The organism is Paraburkholderia sp. (assembly GCF_028283785.1).
In the GTDB taxonomy this organism is placed as follows: Bacteria; Pseudomonadota; Gammaproteobacteria; order Burkholderiales; family Burkholderiaceae; genus Paraburkholderia.
Genome location: NZ_JAPWKB010000019.1, coordinates 1,135,546 through 1,156,856 on the forward strand (window position 1 = coordinate 1,135,546; position 21,311 = coordinate 1,156,856).

General features: G+C 63.4%; 13 protein-coding genes and 3 pseudogenes. 6 read left to right on the top strand and 10 right to left on the bottom strand.

Features of this window, described 5'->3' with window-relative positions; translation table 11 throughout:
- Positions 1–279: 279 nt before the first annotated feature.
- A complete protein-coding gene (locus PW947_RS27380) occupies positions 280–1,221 on the bottom strand; it encodes an alpha/beta hydrolase (protein ID WP_299635499.1) in 942 nt (313 codons plus the stop codon).
- Positions 1,222–1,445: 224 nt separating this feature from the next.
- On the opposite strand from PW947_RS27380, the gene PW947_RS27385 reads away from it, so the two are divergent.
- The gene (locus PW947_RS27385; protein WP_299635500.1) at positions 1,446–2,072 is read left to right on the top strand and encodes a TetR family transcriptional regulator; all 627 of its coding nucleotides are present in this window, start codon (positions 1,446–1,448) and stop codon (positions 2,070–2,072) included.
- 41 nt (positions 2,073–2,113) lie between these two features.
- Here PW947_RS27385 and PW947_RS27390 read toward each other — a convergent pair.
- The 3 genes and pseudogenes from PW947_RS27390 to PW947_RS27400 all read right to left on the bottom strand — a co-directional run bounded on the left by PW947_RS27390 (position 2,114) and on the right by PW947_RS27400 (position 5,358).
- A pseudogene (locus PW947_RS27390) lies at positions 2,114–3,305 on the bottom strand (tetratricopeptide repeat protein).
- A gap of 142 nt (positions 3,306–3,447) precedes the next feature.
- Positions 3,448–4,128, bottom strand: a complete 681-nt coding sequence (locus PW947_RS27395; RefSeq protein WP_299635501.1) for a PspA/IM30 family protein — start codon at positions 4,126–4,128, stop codon at positions 3,448–3,450.
- A 624-nt stretch (positions 4,129–4,752) separates the two neighbouring features.
- Positions 4,753–5,358 (bottom strand): hypothetical protein, encoded by a 606-nt coding sequence (locus PW947_RS27400; protein ID WP_299635502.1) that lies wholly within the window; start codon positions 5,356–5,358, stop codon positions 4,753–4,755.
- Between the two features lie 736 nt (positions 5,359–6,094).
- Between PW947_RS27400 and PW947_RS27405 the strand changes: the two genes are divergently transcribed.
- The 3 genes from PW947_RS27405 (at position 6,095) to PW947_RS27415 (ending at position 11,592) form a co-directional block, all read left to right on the top strand.
- Complete coding sequence (locus PW947_RS27405) at positions 6,095–8,581, top strand: penicillin-binding protein 1A (protein ID WP_299635503.1); 2,487 nt, start codon at positions 6,095–6,097, stop codon at positions 8,579–8,581.
- A 412-nt stretch (positions 8,582–8,993) separates the two neighbouring features.
- Positions 8,994–9,872 (top strand): lipid A biosynthesis lauroyl acyltransferase, encoded by an 879-nt coding sequence (locus PW947_RS27410; RefSeq protein ID WP_299635504.1) that lies wholly within the window; start codon positions 8,994–8,996, stop codon positions 9,870–9,872.
- A 178-nt stretch (positions 9,873–10,050) separates the two neighbouring features.
- Positions 10,051–11,592 (top strand): methyl-accepting chemotaxis protein, encoded by a 1,542-nt coding sequence (locus tag PW947_RS27415; protein WP_299635505.1) that lies wholly within the window; start codon positions 10,051–10,053, stop codon positions 11,590–11,592.
- Positions 11,593–12,152: 560 nt separating this feature from the next.
- Here PW947_RS27415 and PW947_RS27420 read toward each other — a convergent pair.
- The 3 genes and pseudogenes from PW947_RS27420 to PW947_RS27430 form a co-directional block, all read right to left on the bottom strand.
- Entirely contained in the window at positions 12,153–13,652 is a 1,500-nt protein-coding gene (locus PW947_RS27420) for an efflux transporter outer membrane subunit (RefSeq protein WP_299635506.1), read from the bottom strand.
- Between the two features lie 2 nt (positions 13,653–13,654).
- Positions 13,655–16,796, bottom strand: a pseudogene (locus PW947_RS27425) (efflux RND transporter permease subunit).
- A gap of 116 nt (positions 16,797–16,912) precedes the next feature.
- Entirely contained in the window at positions 16,913–18,007 is a 1,095-nt protein-coding gene (locus tag PW947_RS27430) for an efflux RND transporter periplasmic adaptor subunit (RefSeq protein WP_299636046.1), read from the bottom strand.
- A 255-nt stretch (positions 18,008–18,262) separates the two neighbouring features.
- On the opposite strand from PW947_RS27430, the gene PW947_RS27435 reads away from it, so the two are divergent.
- On the top strand, positions 18,263–18,886 hold the full coding sequence (locus PW947_RS27435; RefSeq protein ID WP_299635507.1) for a TetR/AcrR family transcriptional regulator: 624 nt from the start codon (positions 18,263–18,265) through the stop codon (positions 18,884–18,886).
- 53 nt (positions 18,887–18,939) lie between these two features.
- On the opposite strand, the gene PW947_RS27440 is transcribed toward PW947_RS27435, so the two are convergent.
- Positions 18,940–19,143, bottom strand: coding sequence for a hypothetical protein (locus tag PW947_RS27440; RefSeq protein WP_299635508.1), 204 nt, complete (start codon positions 19,141–19,143; stop codon positions 18,940–18,942).
- A 216-nt stretch (positions 19,144–19,359) separates the two neighbouring features.
- Here PW947_RS27440 and PW947_RS27445 point away from each other — a divergent pair.
- Positions 19,360–20,247: pseudogene (locus PW947_RS27445) on the top strand (LysR family transcriptional regulator); the annotation flags it as partial.
- 203 nt (positions 20,248–20,450) lie between these two features.
- Here the strand turns inward: PW947_RS27445 and PW947_RS27450 are convergent.
- Complete coding sequence (locus tag PW947_RS27450; protein ID WP_299635510.1) at positions 20,451–20,681, bottom strand: DUF2795 domain-containing protein; 231 nt, start codon at positions 20,679–20,681, stop codon at positions 20,451–20,453.
- A 172-nt stretch (positions 20,682–20,853) separates the two neighbouring features.
- Positions 20,854–21,102 carry a hypothetical protein gene (locus tag PW947_RS27455; RefSeq protein WP_299635511.1) on the bottom strand — a complete coding sequence of 83 codons (249 nt, stop codon included), beginning with the start codon at positions 21,100–21,102 and terminating at the stop codon, positions 20,854–20,856.
- Positions 21,103–21,311 lie beyond the last annotated feature (209 nt).

Genomic DNA, 21,311 nt, shown 5'->3' on the forward strand with positions numbered 1-21,311 from the left:
AAAAACCAAACCTCAACCTTCCATCCCAAACCCTTACAACCGAAACACAAAACAAACCAAACCACCACCACATCCCAGTATATTTCCGTGATGATCAAATCACTGACATGCATGGCGGGGTGGGAGCAGCTATATCGGGTTTGGGAGCTTTTGGTACTGGTATGCAAATTCCTGTGGAACTTGCTCCTGTTCCTGGGCGGCGGAACCTAGCCACGGGGCCACGGGGCCACAGGGCGGCCACCAAGCCACCCCGGCCGCCCAAGGCCACCAACCCCCCTTTTATGCCTCCAAAAACCGCCGCAAATCAATAACCACCCGCTCCGGCGCTTCCTCCATCGGAATATGCCCAAGCCCCGCATACATCATCGATTGCGCGCCGGGAATCCGCCCGGCAAACGCTTCAGCGTGCGCAGGTGGAATCCACCGGTCCTTCTCGCCCCACAGCACCAGCGACGGCACGTCGAGCGTCGTCAGCACATCCGTGTCGACGTCGTCGAAATCCAGCGTCGGCACCATCTTGCCGATCGCCTCGCGTGTGCCCTCGCCATGAAAGAACTCGATATATCGACGTAGCGTCGAAGGCGCGAGCTTGCGCGCGTCGCCATACACATTGCGCACCGCGCTTTTGATGATCGCCTCGGGCAACCACCACGGCGCGCTCATCCGCACCAGCGCGCTGTTGAACAAGCCGATGTAGATCGGCAGTTTCATCGGAAAACCCGCCGAATCGATCAGCACCAGACGGTCTACCGCGTCCCGATGACGCGCCGCGTAATCCCACGCGATCAGTCCACCCAGCGAATTGCCGATCAAGGTCGTGCGCCCGATCCCGAGCGCTTGCATAAACGTATCGATAAAGCGCCGGTACGTGGGCAGATTCATCGTCTCGATCGCGCCGTTCGTGGCGCGCAAGGGTCCGGTGACGCCGAACGGCGGCAGATCCAGCCGGATCACCCGATGGTCGCGCGCCAGATTCGCGGCGACGTCGTTCCACGTATGCAACGACGACGCGAATCCGTGGAGCATCACGATCGGCGCGCCGCTACCTTCGTCGACGTAATGCACGTCCGCGCCCATGATCTTCACGAACGCCGAGCCACTTTGCGTATAACGCCGCACCAGTTCCGCGCGCGGCACGCTCGTGATGCCGAGCCGTGCGGCCAGTGAACGGCGGGCCAACGGTACACCGTCGGCCCGCACGGCAGAGTCGAGGCTTGCCATGCTTGTCTCCCTGATTGTTCGTTTTGTCAGCGGCGCGATGCGTTTTGACTGCAATGTCTACGTCTGTCTACTGCGTGAATTGCAGAGTAGACAACTGTACACATTGCGTCAAGATGGTTAGAGTGGGGCGTTAAGCGCCCGATGCGCGTGAGTCGAACCGTATGCCACCCGTTATGCCACCCGCTACCTTCACCGTAGATCCGTCGACATCATCGACGGAGACGATGTCCGATGTGGACGCCGGGCAGGATCTCGCGCCCGGCAAGCGTCGATTGATTGAAGCCGCATTGCGGCTGACCGCGAGTGGGCGCAGTTTCGCGAGTTTGGGTTTGCGGGAAATCGCGCGTGCAGCGGATCTGAATCCGAACACGTTTTACCGGCATTTCGACACGCTGGACGATCTGGCGTGCGAAGCGGTGGAGTGGGTGAGTCGCCGGTTGAGGCCGATCCTGCGGCGCGAGCGCTGGCTCGCGGCCCATGACGATCCGGCGCAGATGCCGCGTCGCGCGGTGGCTGCGTTTTTCGCGTTTGCTTTGGATAACCGCGACGCGCTGTCGAGCGCGCTGACGGAGTATCACGGTACTTCGGCGGCATTGCGCGAGGCCGTGCGTAGGAATCTGCAGGATGTGTCCGCTGAAATGTCGGACGACATTGTCGATCTGAACGTGATGCCGTCGCTTTCGCGCGCGACGATCGACGAAATCTGCACGCAGATCGTGCTTCAGCTATTCCATCTTTCGGGTGAGTACATTCACAATGAAGCGAACCGCGAAGCCCTGATCGACTACGCGGAACGCTTTATCGTGCGCCTGTTCGTCGGCGCGACGGTGTTGTCGCAGCATCAAGGCTAGGCGCGCGGGCGTGCCTAGCCTCACGCTTCAGGCTTCACGCTTCAGGTATCGCTCCATCCGCCGGAATCGTCGTTGCTGCCCATATCGACGTTGCCGCCGTCGTTCCAGTCGTTCGATCCCTGACCGAAATCGAGGCCGCCGCCGCCGTCGCCACCGTTGCCGCCGCGTCGCCGTTCGTCGTCGACGATCACATCCCGTTCGACGACGCGATCGCGGCCGGAATTGAGCGCTTCACCGAGCAACACGCCCGTCAGCAAACCACCCATGCCGCCGCCGAACCCGCCGCCTTGCTGGACGATCACCGGCGGCTGCTGTTGCGGCGGATACGGATAGGGCGCTTGCGGCGGATTGCCGAACCGCTCGGCCTCACGCGCATAAGGTGATTGCTGTGCGCCGAATTGCGGATTGGCCGTCGCAGCCGCGTTCGGATCGGGCCGTCCTTCGGCACGCGCGCGCAAACTGCCGACACGCTGATCGAGTTCATCGACCTGATACGGCGGCACCGGGTTCTTGCTCGCCGACAAGGTTTCCACGAGGCGCCGCAGCTCGTCTTCGACGCCTTCGACTTCCTTCTCCAGCGCGTCGTGTCCGGCCGCCGTCGACAGTTTGACGTCGAGCTTCAGCGAACGCGCGGCGTTCAGCAGTTCAGTGGCGCGCTTCAGTTGCGTGCGGCGCTCTTCGTCCGCTCGCGAATCGTCGTTGTTTCGCGCGCGACGCAGCGTCCAGCGCAACACCAGCGCAATCCCGCCGATCACGACCAGAATGCCGATCCACAAGCCGATGCCCGGCCCGTGACGTTGCGGCGCCGGCGCAAGCTGCGACGACGGTTGAACCTGCTGCGAGCCGGCGTTCTGTTGCGCGAACGGATTTGTTCGTCTGCGACGACATCGTGCCCGCCGCCGTGCCGCGTTCGGCGTCGCGGCGGATGCGCGCTTCGGTCTGCGCGAAACGCGTCGGGTCGGTGAAGCGAATTTGCGGATCGAGCGTCTTGGCCTGTTGCACCTGGGCGAGCGCGTCGGCGGAACGACCTTCGCGATCCAGCACCTGGCTGTACAGGTAGTGCGCATGCGCGTTGTTCGGATGCGCCTTCAGCACTTCGGTCAAACCGGCGTCGGCCTGCTGCCAGTTGCCTTGCGCCATCGCGGATTCGATCTGCTGCGCGGTCGGCACGGCAAACGCCGCGGTGGACACGAGCAGCAACGAAGCACATGCAGCAGCCAGAAATTTTTTCATGATGCGGTCAGGGCGGTTGCCCACCCGTCTCCATGTCGATCGATGCGGTGTAAAAACACAGCGCCGTCAGCGGACGTTCAGATTCGATCATCCGCCAGACGGCGCTGCGCGACACCTTGCGTTGCAACTGCCGTTCGGCGAATTACGATGCCGGCGTATTCAACTGCTTCTTCAATGCTTCGAGACGGTCTTCGACCGACGGACCGCGATTCAGATCGGCCAGCTTGTCGTCGAGCGCCTTGCCGCTTTTGTCGTCCGCCGAGTTCAGGCGGGCATCGGAGCGGGCATTCGACAGCGCGACCTTGTCTTCGAGCTTCTGGAAGTCTTCAGCAAGATTCTTGCCGCCGATTCCACCCAGCGCGGTAGCCGCGACGTCTTTCGCCTGCGCGATCTGCTGCTTGGCCTGCAACACGTTCGAACGTGCGTTCAGGTCGTTGCGGCGCGAACGCATGTCGTCGATCTGGCTCTTCAGTTGCGCCACCGACGGTTCGAGCGTGGTGAGTTCCCGTGCCAGCGCATCGCGTTCCGCTTCGGCGGTGGATTGCGCGGCGAGCGCTTCACGTGCGAGCGCTTCGTCGCCGGATTGCAGCGCCCGCTTTGCGCCATCTTCGTACTTGCGTGCCTTGTCGGCCGCGACGTCGCGCTTGCTTTGCTGCGTGGCGACCTGCGCCTGAATCTCGATCAGCGAATTTTCGGCCTTGCCGATGCTGTCGTCGAGTTCGCGCACGATCTGCCGTGCATCGCGCGACGGATCCTGCACGGAATCTGCTGCGTCGTTCAGGAGACCTTTAAGCGTTCGCGAGATGCTGTCGAATAGCGACATGAAACCCTCCATAAAATGAAATCGGCGCCGACGTGCGCGAGCGGATCGACCGCTTCGCGGCCCACCGCAGCGCGTTGACCAGTGACGCCCGACTTCGGCACGGCGACTACGTTTCCTAGTGTAGTCGCCACGCGCGAAGTCGCGCATGCAGCCGGACCGGAGTTCGGGGCACGTGCCCGGATTGCAATAGCCGACGCTGCAAAATGTCTGCGTGCGTGGACAGGTGCCCGGCCATGCGCCACCGTGGATTCACGGTCCTTGATGCTCGCGGATATTACACCCGGCATCTCTTAAAAGGGTCTTAAAGCGCCGCAGATAACGGCCTGCGAAAACGGGCTCGCGACGATTTCGCCAGCGGATAGCCGAGATCATGCAAACGAAAGGTGTCAGCCGTGTTGCGACGTGAACACGTCGTGATTGCAGGCGGTGCGTCGACGCGGGGTGGCAGGAAGATGGGCTGCCAGCGCGCGAGGCAGGCGAAGAGACACGCGAGGACCGGTGACGGCTCCGCTTGACGTGATAGACGTGAGATCGAACGATCGCCGGTGCGCAACCGGCGATCGTAACGCCGTGGTCAGCGCGCCAACCACGGCGCGCTAACACAACGTGCGCCCAACGTGCGCGTCAGGCGAACTGGCCGCCTTCGGGCGTGGGATCGCCGTGGGAGTCGTCTTCGTCGCGAATCGTATTGGCGACGCGCCGACGCGGCGAAACCGCGTTACCGGGTTCCGCGTGGTTGGCGCGCAGCGCGGCCTTCGCCGCGTCGGCCATGCGCTCGGCTTCCGCTGCGGCCGCGAGCGCTTCGGCTTCTTCTCCGCTGGCGCGCAACGCGGCGAGCACACCGGCCGGAAGCATCGGCTCGGCGGCTTTCTGCGTGCCGGAGCGGCTTGCGGACGACGCAGCCGCCACCGACGTATCGGCGGGCCCGGCTGCGGGATTCGGTGGGGGCGGGGGTTTGACCTGCAACGCGGGCGGCAGCGCGGCCCGCGCGTGCTTCGAGCCGCGAGCGACGCGTTGCAGCGCTTCGTTCAGCGCGTCGGGCTCGCGTGGCGCGCGCAGCCGGTCGACGATGCTGGCAGCCTTCACCTGTTCACTGGTTGCGCCGAAGCTCAACACCGCGCGCTTCATCAACTCGCTCACGCTGATGCCGAGCTTTTCCGCGCTGGCGGCGATTGCACGTTTCTGGCCGGGCGTCACGAAGACGACGATACGTTCGCTGGGCTTGTTCATGGTCGGTTCGCGTACCTGTTGGCGTCGTGAGGCAAAAGCAGAACGAGCGTGACACGCAGCTTTTTTCCACGACGCGTCCAAATCATCATAAGGCGACTCGCCGCAAAGCGGAATGGGTGAAAGCGAGCGCCGTGTGAATTTGCCGTGTCATCAACGAGTTAAAGCGTTTCCGGCAGGATTGTCCACAGGCTCTTCAACATTTTCTGTTGATAACTGCACGGTGCCCCACAAAGCATCCATTCCACCGATGAATCGTGCACGACGCCCCGCGACAGCGCATCGCCACGCACGCTGGCGGCGCATCGACGACGCAACCGCCGCGTAATCACGACGTAAACGCCGTCATCGCATCACCCGACCGTCGTGCAATCGAATAACCGTTCCTTACGTCGCGCCGATGCCCGCCGCGCTTCGGCTTTCAGGCACGCTCTGCCCAAAATCAGCCGCGATGTGAGGGAATTCTTACAAAAAAACTGGCAGCGAGCGCGCTTGATTTCTTTAAAATGCGCTGTTACGTTGCGCCGGACGCTGTCCGGGCGTGCCGTGCGGCCAGCCGGGGGCGTCGGTCCGCACGACGTTTTGTGCCGCTTGCAGCGCCGTCTGTATGTTGTCCGTGTGGTCCGGCTATCCTTCGCGGCGCCGGGCGACACCGGCGTCATCACGCTACGATCACGACCTGGGTGCGCGAGGAGCGCGTGCCGACGAGGCGTGGAGTCGAGCGCCAATCATTCGAGTCATGCCAATCATCAAACGACCGCCATCTTCCCAATCGCCGGGTTCCGACCGGGAACCTCCGAACCGCTACTCCCGCAATGACGGCAACGACGACGCGCACGGCCGCTCGCTGGTCGGCACGCTCGCGCTCTGGTTCGTCGGGCTGCTGGCGACGGTCGCAGTCGTCGGCGCGCTGATCGTCGGATATGCGCTCGTCGTGATGGGACCGCAGTTGCCGTCGCTCGACGCATTGACCGACTACCGTCCGAAGGTGCCGTTGCGGGTCTACACCGCGGATCACGTGCTGATCGGCGAATTCGGCGAAGAGCGTCGCAGCCTCGTGCGTTTCGACGACATCCCCGACCAGATGAAAAAAGCGGTGCTCGCGATCGAGGATTACCGCTTCTACGAGCACGGCGGGGTCGACTTCGTCGGTATCCTGCGCGCGGGCGTGACCGACCTGATGCACGGCGGCGCTTCGCAAGGCGCCAGCACGATCACGATGCAGGTCGCGCGCAACTTCTTCCTGTCGAGCGAAAAGACCTACACGCGCAAGATCTATGAAATGCTGCTCGCGTACAAGATCGAGCGCGCGCTGACCAAGGATCAGATCCTCGAGCTGTACATGAACCAGATTTATCTGGGCGAGCGCGCATACGGCTTTGCCGCGGCCGCGCGCGTGTATTTCGGCAAGGACCTGAAGGACATCTCGCTCGCGCAGGCCGCGATGCTGGCGGGTTTGCCGAAGGCGCCGTCCGCGTATAACCCGGTCGTCAATCCGAAGCGCGCGAAGATCCGCCAGGAATACATCCTGAAGCGGATGCTCGACCTGAAATACATCTCGCAGGATCAATACGATCAGGCGATCAAGGAAGAGATCCACACCAAGACCGCGACCAACGAGTACAGCGTCCACGCTGAATACATCGCGGAAATGGTCCGTCAGATGATGTACGCGCAGTACAAGGACGAAACCTACACGCGCGGCCTGAACGTCATCACGACCGTCGATTCCGCCGATCAGGAAGCCGCGTACGACGCCGTGCGCAAGGGCGTGATGGATTACGAGCGCCGTCACGGCTATCGCGGTCCGGAAGGCTTCGTCGAATTGCCCGCGCCGGGCGACGATCGCGATCAGGCCATCGACGATGCGCTGACCGATCACCCCGACAACGGCGCGATCGTCGCGGCGGTGGCGACCGCGGTCGGTCCGAAACAGGTCACCGCGCAACTGCTCGACGGCACGCAGGTGACGATCAATCCGGAAGGCCTGCGTTTCGTCGCCTCTGCCTTGAGCGCACGCGCTACCGCAGCGTTGAAGATCAAGCCGGGTTCGATCGTTCGTCTGATCGCCGACGACAAGGGCAACTGGCAGATCACGCAATTGCCGCAGGTGGAAGGCGCACTGGTGTCGCTGACGCCGCAGGACGGCGCGATCCGTGCGCTGGTCGGCGGTTTCGACTTCAACAAGAACAAGTTCAACCACGTCACGCAGGCGTGGCGTCAGCCGGGTTCGAGCTTCAAGCCGTTTATCTATTCGGCGGCGCTGGACAAGGGCATCGGACCCGCGACCATCATCAACGATGCGCCGTTGTACTTCCCGCCCAGCTCGCCGGGCGGCGATGCATGGGAACCGAAGGACGACGATCAGCCGGACGGTCCGATGCCGATGCGTCTCGCATTGCAGAAGTCGAAGAATCTCGTGTCGATCCGGATCCTGTCGTTTATCGGTACGAAGTACGCGCAGGATTTCGTCACGCAGCGTTTCGGTTTCGACGCCGACAAAACGCCGCCGTATCTGCCGATGGCGCTCGGTGCCGGACTGGTGACGCCGTTGCAGTCGGCGGGTGCGTATTCGGTGTTCGCCAACGGCGGCTACCGGATCAATCCGTATCTGATCGAAGAAGTCACCGACGCGCGCGGCCAGCCGATCTCCAAAGCGCAGCCGCTGACCGCCGGAAAAGATGCACCGCGCACGCTCGAGCCGCGCAACGCGTACATCATGAACAGCCTGCTGCATTCGGTAGCGAGCGCCGGAACGGGCGCGGGCACCAACGTGCTGCATCGTAACGACCTGCAAGGCAAGACCGGCACGACCAACGATGCGAAGGACGGCTGGTTCGCGGGTTATCAGCAATCGCTGGTGGCGGTGGCGTGGATGGGTTACGACCAGCCGAAGACGCTCGGTAGCCGCGAATTCGGTGCGCAGCTCGCATTGCCGATCTGGGTCGAATACATGCAGCGCGCGTTGCGCGGCGTGCCGCAGACCGAGCCGCAACAGCCGGACGGCGTGACGTCGGTGGACGGCGAACTGTTCTATACGGACATGACGCCGGGTAACGGTTTCGTCGCGAGTATCGGCATGGATTCCGCCAATCCGATGGCGGGTGCAAGCGACGCCGTCGGTGGCGTCGGACCGGCGGGGATGACGCCGCCGGCCGCACCGCCGGACGTCTCCAGTAACGAGAAGAAACAGATCATGGATTTGTTCGAATCGAACAAACCGTAACGGTTTCGGTATCGCCGGCGCGGCTTTGTCAAAGCCGCGCCGGCAGCCCGACGGGCGTGCGCTGGCGGACTTTCGGCCGCGCGGGCCGGGTCCCGGGCGATGGTTTTTTTATTCGGGTTTTCCTGTAAAAACGTCGCATATCGAACGACGATGCGGTAAAAAAGCCTTACTTTCCATCTCCCCATACTGCGTTTGCGCGTAACGATCGCGTAATATCCAGCCTCACAGATCCTCGACCAGTGCCTCGCATTTCGGCAATGCAAGGCGTCCGGCCAGCCGAATCCCCGCGCGCATTCACCTGGTTTTCAGGCGCGTCTGCGTTCCCGTTGTTCCGTATCGCATTCCCACGTTGCCGTCGCGTCATGTCGCGCCGGCATCGTGTTTAGCACCAGGCATCCACCGGACCCCGCTCGTGAAAGCTCGAATTCTCGTCTGTCTGATGACAGGTCTGCTGCGCGCGTTCGCGCTCCTGCCTTATGGCCTCGTTGCGCGGTTCGGCAACGGACTCGGCGCGCTGCTCTATCGCATTCCGAGCACGCGCCGTCGCGTCGTGCACACCAATCTGAAGCTGTGTTTTCCGGATCTGAGCGATGTGGAGCGCGACCAGCTCGCGCGTGCGCATTTCTGTCACGTGATCCGCAGCTATGCGGAGCGCGGCACGCAATGGTTCGGCAATGCGCGCGCGATCGCGAAGCTCGTCGAAGTGGAAAGCGCGATCGACCTGAGCGAAGCGCATGCGCAGCCGACGATCTTCGTCGGGTTTCACTTCGTCGGGATCGAAGCGGGTTGCATGATGTATTCGACGCGGCATCCAGTGGCGTCGCTGTACACGCCGATGTCGAACGTGCTGTTCGACGCGATGGCGTGCCGTCAGCGCGCCCGTTTCGGCACCGAGATGATTCCGCGCAGCGACAGCGTGCGGCGTGCGTTGCGCGTGCTGCGCGCTGGCAAGCCGGTGATGCTGGCCGCCGATATGGACTTCGGCTTGCGCGACTCGGTGTTCGTGCCGTTCTTCGGCGTGCCGGCCTGCACGCTGACGTCGGTGTCGCGGATGGCGAAGGCGGGCAATGCGCGCGTCGTGCCGTTCGTCACCGAAGTGCTGCCCGACTATCGCGGCTACAAGCTGACCATCTTCGATGCACTCAGCGATTTCCCGTCCGACGATCCGACCGTCGATGCGCGTCGTCTGACCGAATTCCTCGAAACCCAGGTGCGCCGGATGCCGGCCCAGTATTACTGGGTGCACAAGCGCTTCAAGCATCGGCCCGCTGGCGAAGCGGCTGTGTATTGAAATGAAAGCTGTCGCGCGCGAACCCACGCAAACCTTTGCGCGACAGGGGTTTGCGCGATTTTTCCGGAACCACGCTGTTTCGTCTGATGAAATTAAAAGCTAAAGGTCAGCTTTGCCGGGTCGATATATGAACCATCTGGTTCAAATTTAACTATGCGCCGTGCGCGCCTCGATCCCAATGAAAGTCTCGACCAAGCTGCTTTTACTCGTCGGCACCGCGCTGGCTGGTGTCATCTGCATCGCCGCAATCGCGCTGTCGCAACTCGACAGTGCGCTGATCGAGAGCCGGCAAGGCCAGATCACGACACTGCTAACCAAGGCCGAGCATCTGGCGCTGTACTACCAGTCGCTCGAAGCCAGCGGCAAGATGAGTCGCGACGATGCTCAAACGGCCGCGAAAACGGCGATCAGCGAACTGAACGCCAATAGCAAAAGCTATTACTGGGTCACCAGTACCGATAGCATCAACCTCGTCCATCCGAACCCGGCGCTGGTCGGCACGAAGACGGGCGGCAACAAGACCACCAACGGCAATCTGACGGATACGCAGGCGTATCAGCAAGGGCTCGCGAGCAACCATATCGCGCTCGTCGACGTGCTGATCAAGCGCACGCAGGACGGCCCGCTCGAAGCCAAATTGCAGGGCGTGGTCTCCGTTCCCGCATGGGGCTGGTGGATCGGCACGGGCTTCTTCTACGACGACATCAACGCAGCCTACTGGCGACTCGCGAAGACCTTGCTCGGGATCGCCGTGGCGATCTTCGTCGCGGTCGGCGCGATGGCGTGGTTCATGACGCGCAGCGTGACGCGCGCGCTCGGTGGCGAACCGGCCGATGCCGCTGCATTTGCCGCGCAGATCGCGGCGGGCAATCTGTCCGCGGATATCAAGCTGGCGCCTTCCGACCGTTCGAGCCTGCTGTATGCATTGAGCGAGATGCGGACCAAGCTGCGTGAACTGGTGCACGGCATCCAGCGTTCGAGCGATTCGATTGCGACCGGCTCCGGTGAAATCGCGCAGGGCAACACCGATCTGTCGCAACGCACGGAAGAACAGGCTGCGTCGCTCGAAGAGACGGCCGCCAGCATGGAACAGCTGACCGCGACCGTGAAGCAGAACGCGGACAACGCACGCCAGGCGAGCCAACTCGCGGTGCTGGCATCGGATGCGACCGAGCGCGGCGGCAACGCCGTCGATGAAGTGATCGGCACGATGCAGAGCATCGCGGACGAATCGCGCAAGATCGGCCAGATCATCAGCGTGATCGAAGGGATTGCATTCCAGACCAATATCCTCGCGTTGAACGCAGCCGTCGAAGCGGCACGTGCCGGTGACGAAGGCCGTGGTTTCGCGGTGGTCGCAGGCGAAGTGCGGACCTTGGCGCAACGCAGCGCGTCCGCAGCGAAAGACATCAAGGAACTGATCGGTTCGTCGGTGGCGCGCGTCGATGACGGTACGGGCCAGGTCGCGGTCGCAGGCGAACGGATGCGCGAGATCGTGCAATCGATCAAGCGCGTCAGCGACATCATGGGCGAGATCGCCGCTGCATCAATCGAGCAGAGCACCGGCATCGAGCAGGTCAACCGCGCGGTCTCGCAGATGGACGAAGTCACGCAACAGAACGCGGCACTGGTCGAGGAAGCGGCGGCAGCGGCAGCGTCGCTGGATGAGCAGGCGGCCCGCTTGCGTACCACGGTCGGTGTGTTCCGGCTGGAAAACTGATCGGCTAGCGGTCAAAAGTGGCGCAGGTTTGCATCGACTGCGCCGCTTTTCGGACCGTCATGCAAAAGCCCTTTGCGCTCAAGCGTCTAGCGTGTTTGTTCTTGAGTTATCAACACGCTCTTCAACAAAATCTGGGGATAAGTCTCGCGACTTTCATGTGTGTCGAAGCCAGGGATTGCCTGGCAATGCATCGCGTGAACGCACGTAGCAATGTCCGCAATTTTTGACGCCGCATCAGAAAAGTGTTGCTGGCTCAACGCACTAGCGTGTTTGTCCTGTAGTTATCAACACGCTACTCAACAAAAAGTGGGGATAAGTACCGCGCTTGCGCTTGTTTGGCAACGCCAAAGACTCGCGGCATCGGTGCAATGCTGCTGCGTTTCGCGTCATTCGCATCTTTTCACACCGCCGTATAAAAGCGTAGTCGGCTCAAGGCTCTAGGGTATTTGTCCTGCAGTTATCAACACCCTCATCAACAAAAATTGGGGATAAGTCGCGGATAGATTCCCGTTGACAAAAACCTGGGATACCCAGGTTTGAGCCAACGGCGAGTCGTTCGGTTATTGCGTCTGTCCACTCGTGACGCGGGTTGCGTCGTCGTCCAACGGCGGATTGCCCATCGCCTGAAACAGCGCGGCGGTATCCGTCAGGCGTGCGCCGGTATAGCGAATCTCGTCGAGGTCGGCGTTGCCGGATTGTTGATCGGCCGAGCGCGTCGACGACACCGGCACCGCGCCGAGTGCGTAGCGCTTCGTGGTTTCGTCCGCGATCCCGCGTGCGGCGGTTGCCGCGACGTTCGCCGCATCGAGCGCCTGCGCATCGTGCTCCAGCGCCGCCAGCGTATCGGCGACATTCTGAAACGCGGTGAGCACGGTCTGCTTGTATTGCGAGGTCGCCGCGTCATACGACGCGATCGCCGCGCGACGCTGCGCGAACAGTGCGCCACCGTGGAAGATCGGTTGCGACAGCGATGCGCCGATGCTCCACAGCGCACCCGCGCCCGACAACGCGATCGGCCAGCTAAAGCCGCCTTGTCCCATCGACGCCGTCAGCGACAAGCTCGGAAACAGCTGCGACGTCGCAACGCCGACATCGGCGGCAGCGGCCTTCAACGCGGCATCGGCGGCCTGAATATCGGGCCGCGAGCGCAGCAGTTCCGACGGCACCACCACCGGCACCTGGTCAGGCACATGCAGTTGCGCGAGCGCGATGTCGTCGGGCGCGGCGTCGGGCGTACGGCCGAGCAGCACCGCGAGCGCGTGACGCGTCGTGCTCCATTGCTGACGCGCGCCAGGCAGACTCGCCGCGAGCGACGCCGCGCTTTGCTGCGCGTTCAACAGGTCGGCGTGCGAGACGGCACCGAGCGCGTAGCGCCGCTGCATGTCGCGCGCCTGCGCATTGGCGAGCGCGACCAGATGCTCAGTCGTGTCGATCTGCGCGTGCAGCGTCGCCGACGTAATGGCGGCCGTGACGATGTTGGCCGCCAGCGCGCGTCGCGCCGCATCCAGTTGATACGCCTGCACGTTGACGCGTTCGGCCAGCGCCGCGTTCGCGAGTCGCGATGCGCCGAACAGGTCGAACGTGTAGTGCATCTGCAATTGCCCGATAAACACGTTGTACAGATACGTGTTCGCGCCCAGTTGCGGAATACCGAGCGCGCGTTCGCGGGTGGCCTGTGCACCGGCGTCGATGGTCGGCAGCATCGAACTGCCCACTTGTCCTTTCAGCTGCTCGCGCGCGGCGGTCAGGCTTTTATCGGTGACGGCCAGCGTCGGACTGTTGCGCAAGCCTTCATCGACGAGCGCGTTCAATGCGTCGGAGCGATACAGCGTCCACCAGCGCGGCACCGGTTTCGCGCCCACTACGAATTGCTGCGTGACGCCTTGCGCGGGCACGGTCTGGGTAGGCTGTTCATGCGCGCCGTAATGCGACGGTTGCGGCATCGCCGGCGCGTCGCCGTTCGGCCCGAACGCGCATCCCGCGACGGCGAGCAGCGTCGCCGCGCTCGCCCATGTCGTCAGGCGAGCCGGCACGACACGGTGTAGAGATGAGAAGTGCATGATCAATTCCCCGTATGCGCAGGCGAGGGCAGCGCCGGACCCGTGCCGGTACCCGACCCGGATGCCGAACCGGACGAAGGCGGCTCGCGCTCGTCCTTGCGGACCCTGAACCACGCGGCGTACAGCGCGGGCAGATAGAACAACGTCAACACGGTCGCGCTCGTGATGCCGCCCATCAACGCGGTTGCCATCGGGCCGAAGAAGTTCGAACGCAGCAGCGGAATCAGCGCGAGCACGGCGGCGGCGGCGGTCAGCGTAATGGGACGGAACCGTCGCACTGTCGCGCCGACGATCGCGTCGAACCGCTTGTGACCCGCGCCGATATCCTGTTCGATCTGATCGACCAGGATCACCGAATTGCGCATGATGATCCCGAACATCGCGATCACGCCGAGCATCGCGACGAAGCCGAACGGCTGACCGAACAGCAGCAGCGTCAGCACCACGCCGATCAGCCCGAGCGGCGCGGTCAGCACCACCATCAGCACGCGCGACAGACTCTGCAACTGGATCATCAGCAACACCAGCACGGCGATGATCATGATCGGCATTTGCGCGTTGATCGAGGTTTGTCCCTTCGCGCTTTCCTCGACCGACCCGCCGATCTCGATCCTATAGCCGACCGGCAGACTCTTGCGAATCTCCGCGAGCGCACCGTCCACGCCATGCGTGACGTCGATGCCTTGCGCGCCGGCTTTCACGTCGGATTGCACGGTGATGGTCGGTTGACGGTCGCGTTCCCAGATCACGCCGTATTCGAGGTCGTTCCGCAGATGGCCGAGCGTGGCGAGCGGCACCGGGCCGTTCGGCGTCGGCATCGCCAGCGACATCAGTTTTGCCGGATCGACGCGCTCGCTTTTCGGCGCTCGCAGATCCACGCTGATCAGCTTGTCGCGCTCGCGATACTGCGTGACCGTGTAGCCGGACAGCGTCATCGCGAGGAAGCTCGACACGTCGGCCGAACTCACGCCGAGTTCGCGGGCCTTTTTCTGATCGACGTCGAAGCTGACCGAGCGCTCGGACGGCTCGTCCCAGTCGAACTGCACGTTGGTCGTGCGCGAATCCGCGCGCATCGTCGCCGCGACGCGATCGGCGATCGAACGCACGGTCGCGATGTCGTCGCCGCTGACGCGGAACTGCACCGGATAGCCGACCGGCGGCCCGTTTTCAAGCCGCGACAGCCGCGTGCGAATCGCCGGGAACTGGTCGCGCAACGTCGGTTCGAGCCATTGCGCGAGCTTCTCGCGATCCTTCACGGACTTCGCGGTGATGACGAACTGCGCGAAAGTTCGGCGTCGGCAACTGCTGGTCGAGCGGCAGATAAAAACGCGGCGCGCCGGTGCCGACGAAGTCGATCGTGTGATCGATCTCGGGGCGGCCTTCCAGTACTTTTTCGAGGCGCTGCGCCTGCCGCAACGTGGCATCGAACGACGCGCCTTCCTGCAGGCGTACGTCCACCAGCAACTCGGGCCGGTCGGAACTCGGGAAGAACTGCTGCGGAATCACCGAGAAACCACCCAGCGCGACGACGAACAGCACGACGGTAATGGCCAGCACGATCCAGCGCCGCTCGACGCACCAGCCGATCCAGCCGCGCAGACGCGTGTAGAAGCGCGTGTCGTAGATATCGTGTTCGTGATCGTCGGGCAGATGGGTTTCGTGCGCCTGACGCTTGCGCTCCGGCAACAGGTGATAGCCGAGCAACGGAATCAGCACGACCGCCGCGAGCCACGACGCGATCAGCGCGATCGCGGACACCTCGAAAATGGAGCGCGTGTATTCGCCGGTACTCGATTTGGCGAGCGCGATGGGCAGGAATCCGGACACGGTCACGAGCGTGCCCGTCAGCATCGGAAACGCGGTGCTGGTGTACGCGAATGCCGCGGCGCGCGTGCGGTTCCAGCCCTGTTCGAGTTTCACCGCCATCATCTCGACAGCGATGATCGCGTCGTCGACCAGCAGGCCGAGCGCGAGCACCAGCGTGCCGAGCGACACCTTGTGCAGACCGATATCGAACAGATACATGAACAGCGCCGTCACCGACAGCACGACCGGAATCGAGATCACGACCACCATGCCGGTGCGCACGCCCAACGACACGAGGCTCACGACCAGCACGATCGCGACGGCCTCGGCAACCGCTTCGAGGAAGTCGTCGACCGAGTGCGCGACCGCGTGCGGCATGCTCGACACTTCGACCAGCTTCAGGCCGGCAGGCAACATCGCGCGCAATCGGGTCGTGGACGCGTCCAGTTGCTTGCCGAGCGCGATCACGTCGCCGCCGGGTTGCATCGTCACGCCGATGCCGAGCACGGGCTTGCCCTGAAAGCGCATCTGCGTGGCGACCGGATCGTCGTAACCGCGCTTGATGGTCGCGATGTCGCCGAGCCGGAACGAGCGGCCGTTGATACGGATCAGCGTGTCGGCGAGCGCTTTCACGTCGCCGAACTGGCCGCCCGGACGCACGAACACGCGATCGTCGAAGGTGGTCATCGTGCCGGCCGCGTCGACGCCGTTTTGCGTGTTGATCGCCTGCGCGAGTTGCTGCGGCGAGATGTTCAGCCGTGTCAGCTGCGTGTTGGTGACTTCGATATACACGTGCTGGTCGGGGTCGCCGAAGTAATCGACTTTGCCGACGCCCGGCACGCGCAGCAGTACGGTGCGCAACTGGTCCGCGTAGTCGTGCAGTTGCGCGGCGGAAAAGCCGTCGCCTTCGAGCGTGTACATGTTGGTGTAGACGTCGCCGAACTCGTCGTTGAAGAACGGCCCTTGCACGCCCGACGGCATCGTGGCGGCAATGTCGCCGACTTTCTTGCGCACCTGATACCAGGTTTCCGGCACATCCTTGACCGGCGCGGAGTCTTTCATCGTGAAGAACATCAGCGATTCGCCGGGACGCGAATAGCTGCGCAGGAAATCGACGGCGGGCGTTTCCTGCAACTTGCGGCCGATCCGGTCGGTGATCTGCTCCTGCATCTGCCGCGCGGTCGCGCCGGGCCAGAACGTGCGGATCACCATCACCCGAAACGTAAACGGCGGGTCTTCCGATTGCGCGAGTTTCGTGTACGCGAGGATGCCGAACAGCGTGGCGAGCGTGATCAGGAACACCACCAGCGCCTGATGGCGCAGCGCCCACGCCGACAGGTTGAAACGGCCTTCGTCGTGACCGTGGCCGGGCTCCTGAGCGTTCTGGCTGGCCGGATGGGCGGCTGCGGTATCTGCCGTATCGGTGGAGGCGCCGCGATGCGTGCCGGGCGTGCTCATGACGCGAAATCCTCGGGATGCAGCGGCGCGATTGCGCGGACTTTCTCGCCGGCGCTGACCGTGTGCACGCCTTGCAGCACGACGCGTTCGCCGTCCTTGAGGCCGCCGCTCAACGCGACGGTGCGTTCGTCGTAACGAACCACCTGCACGCGACGCAATTCGAGTGCGTCGTCGCCCGGGCGCACGATCCACACGGCGGGCGCGTTGCCGTCGTGGAACAGCGCGGTGGCGGGCAGCGTGAACGATGCGGCAGCCGCTTGCGCGGCGTTGGCGGTGGGCGTGAGCGCGACGCTCGCGGTCATGCCGAGGCGCACGTCGGGGCCGGGTTGTTCGAGCGTGAGTTTGGCGCGGTAGGTGCGGCTTTGCGCGTCGGCGGCGGGCGACACTTCGCGCACGCGGGCGGTGAAGGTGCGGCCCGGCAGCGCGGGCAGCTGGATAGTCGCCATTTGGCCGACCGACAGCGCCGTCAACGCGCTTTCCGGCACGTCGCAGACGACGTCGACATCGCCGCTCCATGCGAGCGCGTAGACCTGATCGCCGGCCGACACGACCTGTCCGGTGTCGGCTTTTTCGGCGGTGATCACGCCCGCGTGATCGGCGACGAGGTTGGTGTACTGCAACTGATCTTTCGCGAGCGCGGCTTGCTGCGCGGCCTGATCGCGACCGGCGAGCGCCGACGCGTAGGAATCCGTGGTCTGTTCGAGTTGCGCGGCGGAAATCAGGTTTTCCTTCGCCTGCGCCTGATCGCGGTCGAGCTGCTGTTTCGCGAACACCAGCCGGTGTTGCGCGGCGTCGAGCTGCGCTTGCGCGCTGCCGGCGTTTTTCTGCGCGTCGGCGGGATCGATCCGCGCGACGATCTGGCCGTTTTTCACGGTGTCGCCGAGCCGCACGCGCCGTTCGATGATCTTGCCGTTGACGCGAAAACCGAGCGGCGTCGTATAGCGGGCCTGCACTTCGCCGGGCAACGACGACGCGAACGACACGCCGCCGCGATCCGGATGCACGGCCACGGCGACGACCGGACGCGGCGCGGGCGCTGGCGCTTCATTGCGATGGCAGGCGGCGAGCAGCGCCGCGCTGGCGAGCAGCATGGCGGGTAGCGGACGCAAAACCGGCGCCCGCGCGGGACCTGCGATGAACGTCAGCGCGGTACGCAACACCGCGCGCAACGACGAAGGAAAACTGCTGCCAGACTGAGTGCGCAACGCGTGCGATAGCCGACGCGTAGTACTGAAACCGGAACGCTTCACAAGACCCCCGCATGGAGATGACGCAATGAATTCTAATACAGGTGTGTATCTGAATGCGAGGCTGAATTGCGATGCGGCCGATGCTAAACTGCGCGGATGAAACGTCAGAGACTCACACGCGAGCAGAGCAAAGACCAGACGCGCGAGCGTCTGCTCGATGCTGCAAAACCTATTTTTATGAAGAAAGGCTTCGTCGCGACCAGCGTCGAAGATATCGCCGAGGCGGCCGGTTATACGCGCGGCGCGTTCTATTCGAACTTCAGCAGCAAACCCGAGTTATTCCTGGAACTGCTGCGCCGCGATCACGAAGTGATGCAGGCGGGGCTCGATGCGATCTTCACCGAAGGCGCGACGCGCGAAGAGCTGGAGACGCGCGTGCTGACCTACTACGCGAATCTGCATCGTGAGAACAAATGTTTTTTGCTGTGGGTCGAGGCGAAGCTGCTGGCGGTCCGCGACGGACGTTTCCGCACGCGCTTCAATGCGTTCATGCACGAGAAGCAGGAACAGCTGGCTGCGTATATCCGTGAATTTTCGGCGCGCGCGGGCACGCCGCTGACCATGCCGGCGGAAAAACTGGCGCTGGGTTTGATGGGGTTGTGCGACGGCGTGCAGTTCTTTTACACGGTCGATCCCGCCAATGTGCCGGCTGAAGCGGCGCAAGCGGTACTTGCGGAGTTTTTTGCGCGCGTGGTCTATTCGCGCGGCAGCGAGGGCTGAGGCCGAACGCGGCCTGCGGCCCTGCGGAATACGGTATTACGCGAGGTGGCGCGTCATTCCACCGGCAGTTGCGCACACGGGTCGTTCGACGCCGCGATGCACACCGACGAGTATTCGCCAGTCAATTGCAGCACGGTTTTGCACGTGGCCTGCAGATCCGGGTTGCTTTCCCACGCGATAAACGCCGAGCAAAACACCGCCGACATCACCACCAGCGAAAAAGCGATTCTTTCGAGTACCTGAAAACGTTGCGGCATGGTCATGGTTCCTTTTCAGGACGAATGATACCGCAGCACTAGGGTTTATACCTAGATGGTTAAAAGCATGTGTATCGGGTTTGCCACGGCGAACCTGACCGCATTGTCATTTTCGGGTCAGGGTTGCGTCACCGGGTGCTCTTTACAATCCATTTCATTGGACAGAACGTAGCCGTGGCGCGAATGTCGTGCCGGGCGAAAGCGCCAGGAGTCGCCATGAATCCCTTGCAGTCGATGCGCGTGTTCGTGAAAGTCGCCGACCTGGGCAGTTTTGCCCGAACCGCCGGTACGCTCGGCCTATCCACCGCGGTGATTACGCGGCACGTCGCCGACCTCGAAGACCGGCTCGGCACGCGGCTGCTGAATCGCACGACGCGTAGTCTGTCGCTGACGGAATCGGGGCGCGTGTATCTGGATCGCGTGCGGCCGATTCTCGACGACCTCGAAGGCGTCGAGCAGATGGTCGTCGCGCGCAATCACGAACCGGTCGGTACGTTGCGGATCGTCGCGCCGATGGTGTTCGGGCTGAACCATTTCGCGCCGGTCTTGCAGGCCTATACCGAGCGCTATCCGAACGTCGTGCCGGACGTCACGCTGGTCGACCGGCCTGTCGATCTGGTCGAAGAGGGCTACGACGTCGGAATATTGATTACGCGTCACATGCGCAGCGCGAGCATCGTCACGCGCCGTCTGACGACCGGCTGGATGACCGTGTGCGCGACGCCCGCGTACCTGCAGAAGCACGGCGCGCTCGCCCGTCCCGACGATCTGACCGCGCACGCGTGCCTGAGCCTGCCCGCCGAACATGGCGGCGACGAGCGCGTGTTCACCGGCCCGCAAGGCGAAACGCGGGTGCGGCCGAGCAACGTGATCGTCGTGAACAACACGGAAATGCTGCGGCAACTGGCGCTGCTGGGGATGGGCGTCGCGATTTTGCCGAGTTATCTGATCGAGCGCGATCTGGAGCGCGGACGGCTGGTGCGCGTGCTGACCGACTATCAGCTGCCCCAGATCGACGTGACGATTGCGTATCCGAGTCGTCATCATCTGCCGGCGAAAGTGCGGACCTTTATCGACCATCTGGTCGACCATTTTGCGCGCAGTCGCGACGCGAGCGCCGCGCACTGGACGCGTACACAAAGCGGGGCGGAGGCGGAAGGACCGTTGGAGGTGCCGCAGCGCACATCATCGCGGAACGCGACGCGCAACGACGCGTCACGGCTGCGTGAAGAGGCTTCGACGGAGATCTAGGCGTGTGCCGGGCCCGAACGTCGTGCGACGCACGGCGCTCGGGCGTTTTCACTGCGTTACGACGACAATCCCGGCCCGAAATTGCTGCCGATCAACCGTAACACCGCGCCGCCGTCCGCGTAATCCTGTTCGGGCAAGCCGTCGAACATGTCGACGACTTCGCCACTTGCGCCTGCGTCACGAGCCGCGTCGACGATTTCATCCTTGTTGGCGGGCCAATCGATTTCGCGCAAGACATCGGCGATCTGAAGTTCAATCGACTCGCCGGGAATGGCCGATCCATTCATTCAATTGCTCCTTGACGGTGGGAAAGCGGCAGCGCGGTCGCGCCGGAGCGCGGCGGCGTCATGGTGTCATTGTGCGCCCGGGCGCGCGAGCCGATCCGCGAAGTGCACGAAACCGCGTCGATGCCGGACAACCGCGGCCGGTAGGTGTTGCGTGCGTTTTGCGTGCGCGGCGTCAGGTTTGCAGATGTTCGGCGCGGCCCGCCATCCGGTCGAGCCGTCGCGACTTGGGCAGTGCGATGTGCTGCCAGTGCTGCGGCCGGGTCGTGTCCATCGCGGCGACATCGGGCGCGGCGGGCGCGACCGGTGCGGCATTGGCATTTTCGATCGCGATGTCGACGCGAGCGTCGCGCGCGGTATGCACCGGCGTGGCGAAACACGAGGCCGACAACGTCACCATGATCATCAGTGTCGAGATTTTCATCACCCGACCTCCTATCGCTCACGCAGCGCAGATGCTTCAGCAAACGCTGTGCCGGTGTGCGGTTTTTCTTTTCTGCTTGTTGTGTTCTGCACCTGCCGCCGGATCGAGCGCTTCGCGGCGATGCATCTGCGCACGCCGCATCCTCAGTATCTTAGTCGGCAAAAGTTGCAAAGGTTAGGGGCGGGTGTGAAGCGCGCGCGATACGCCGT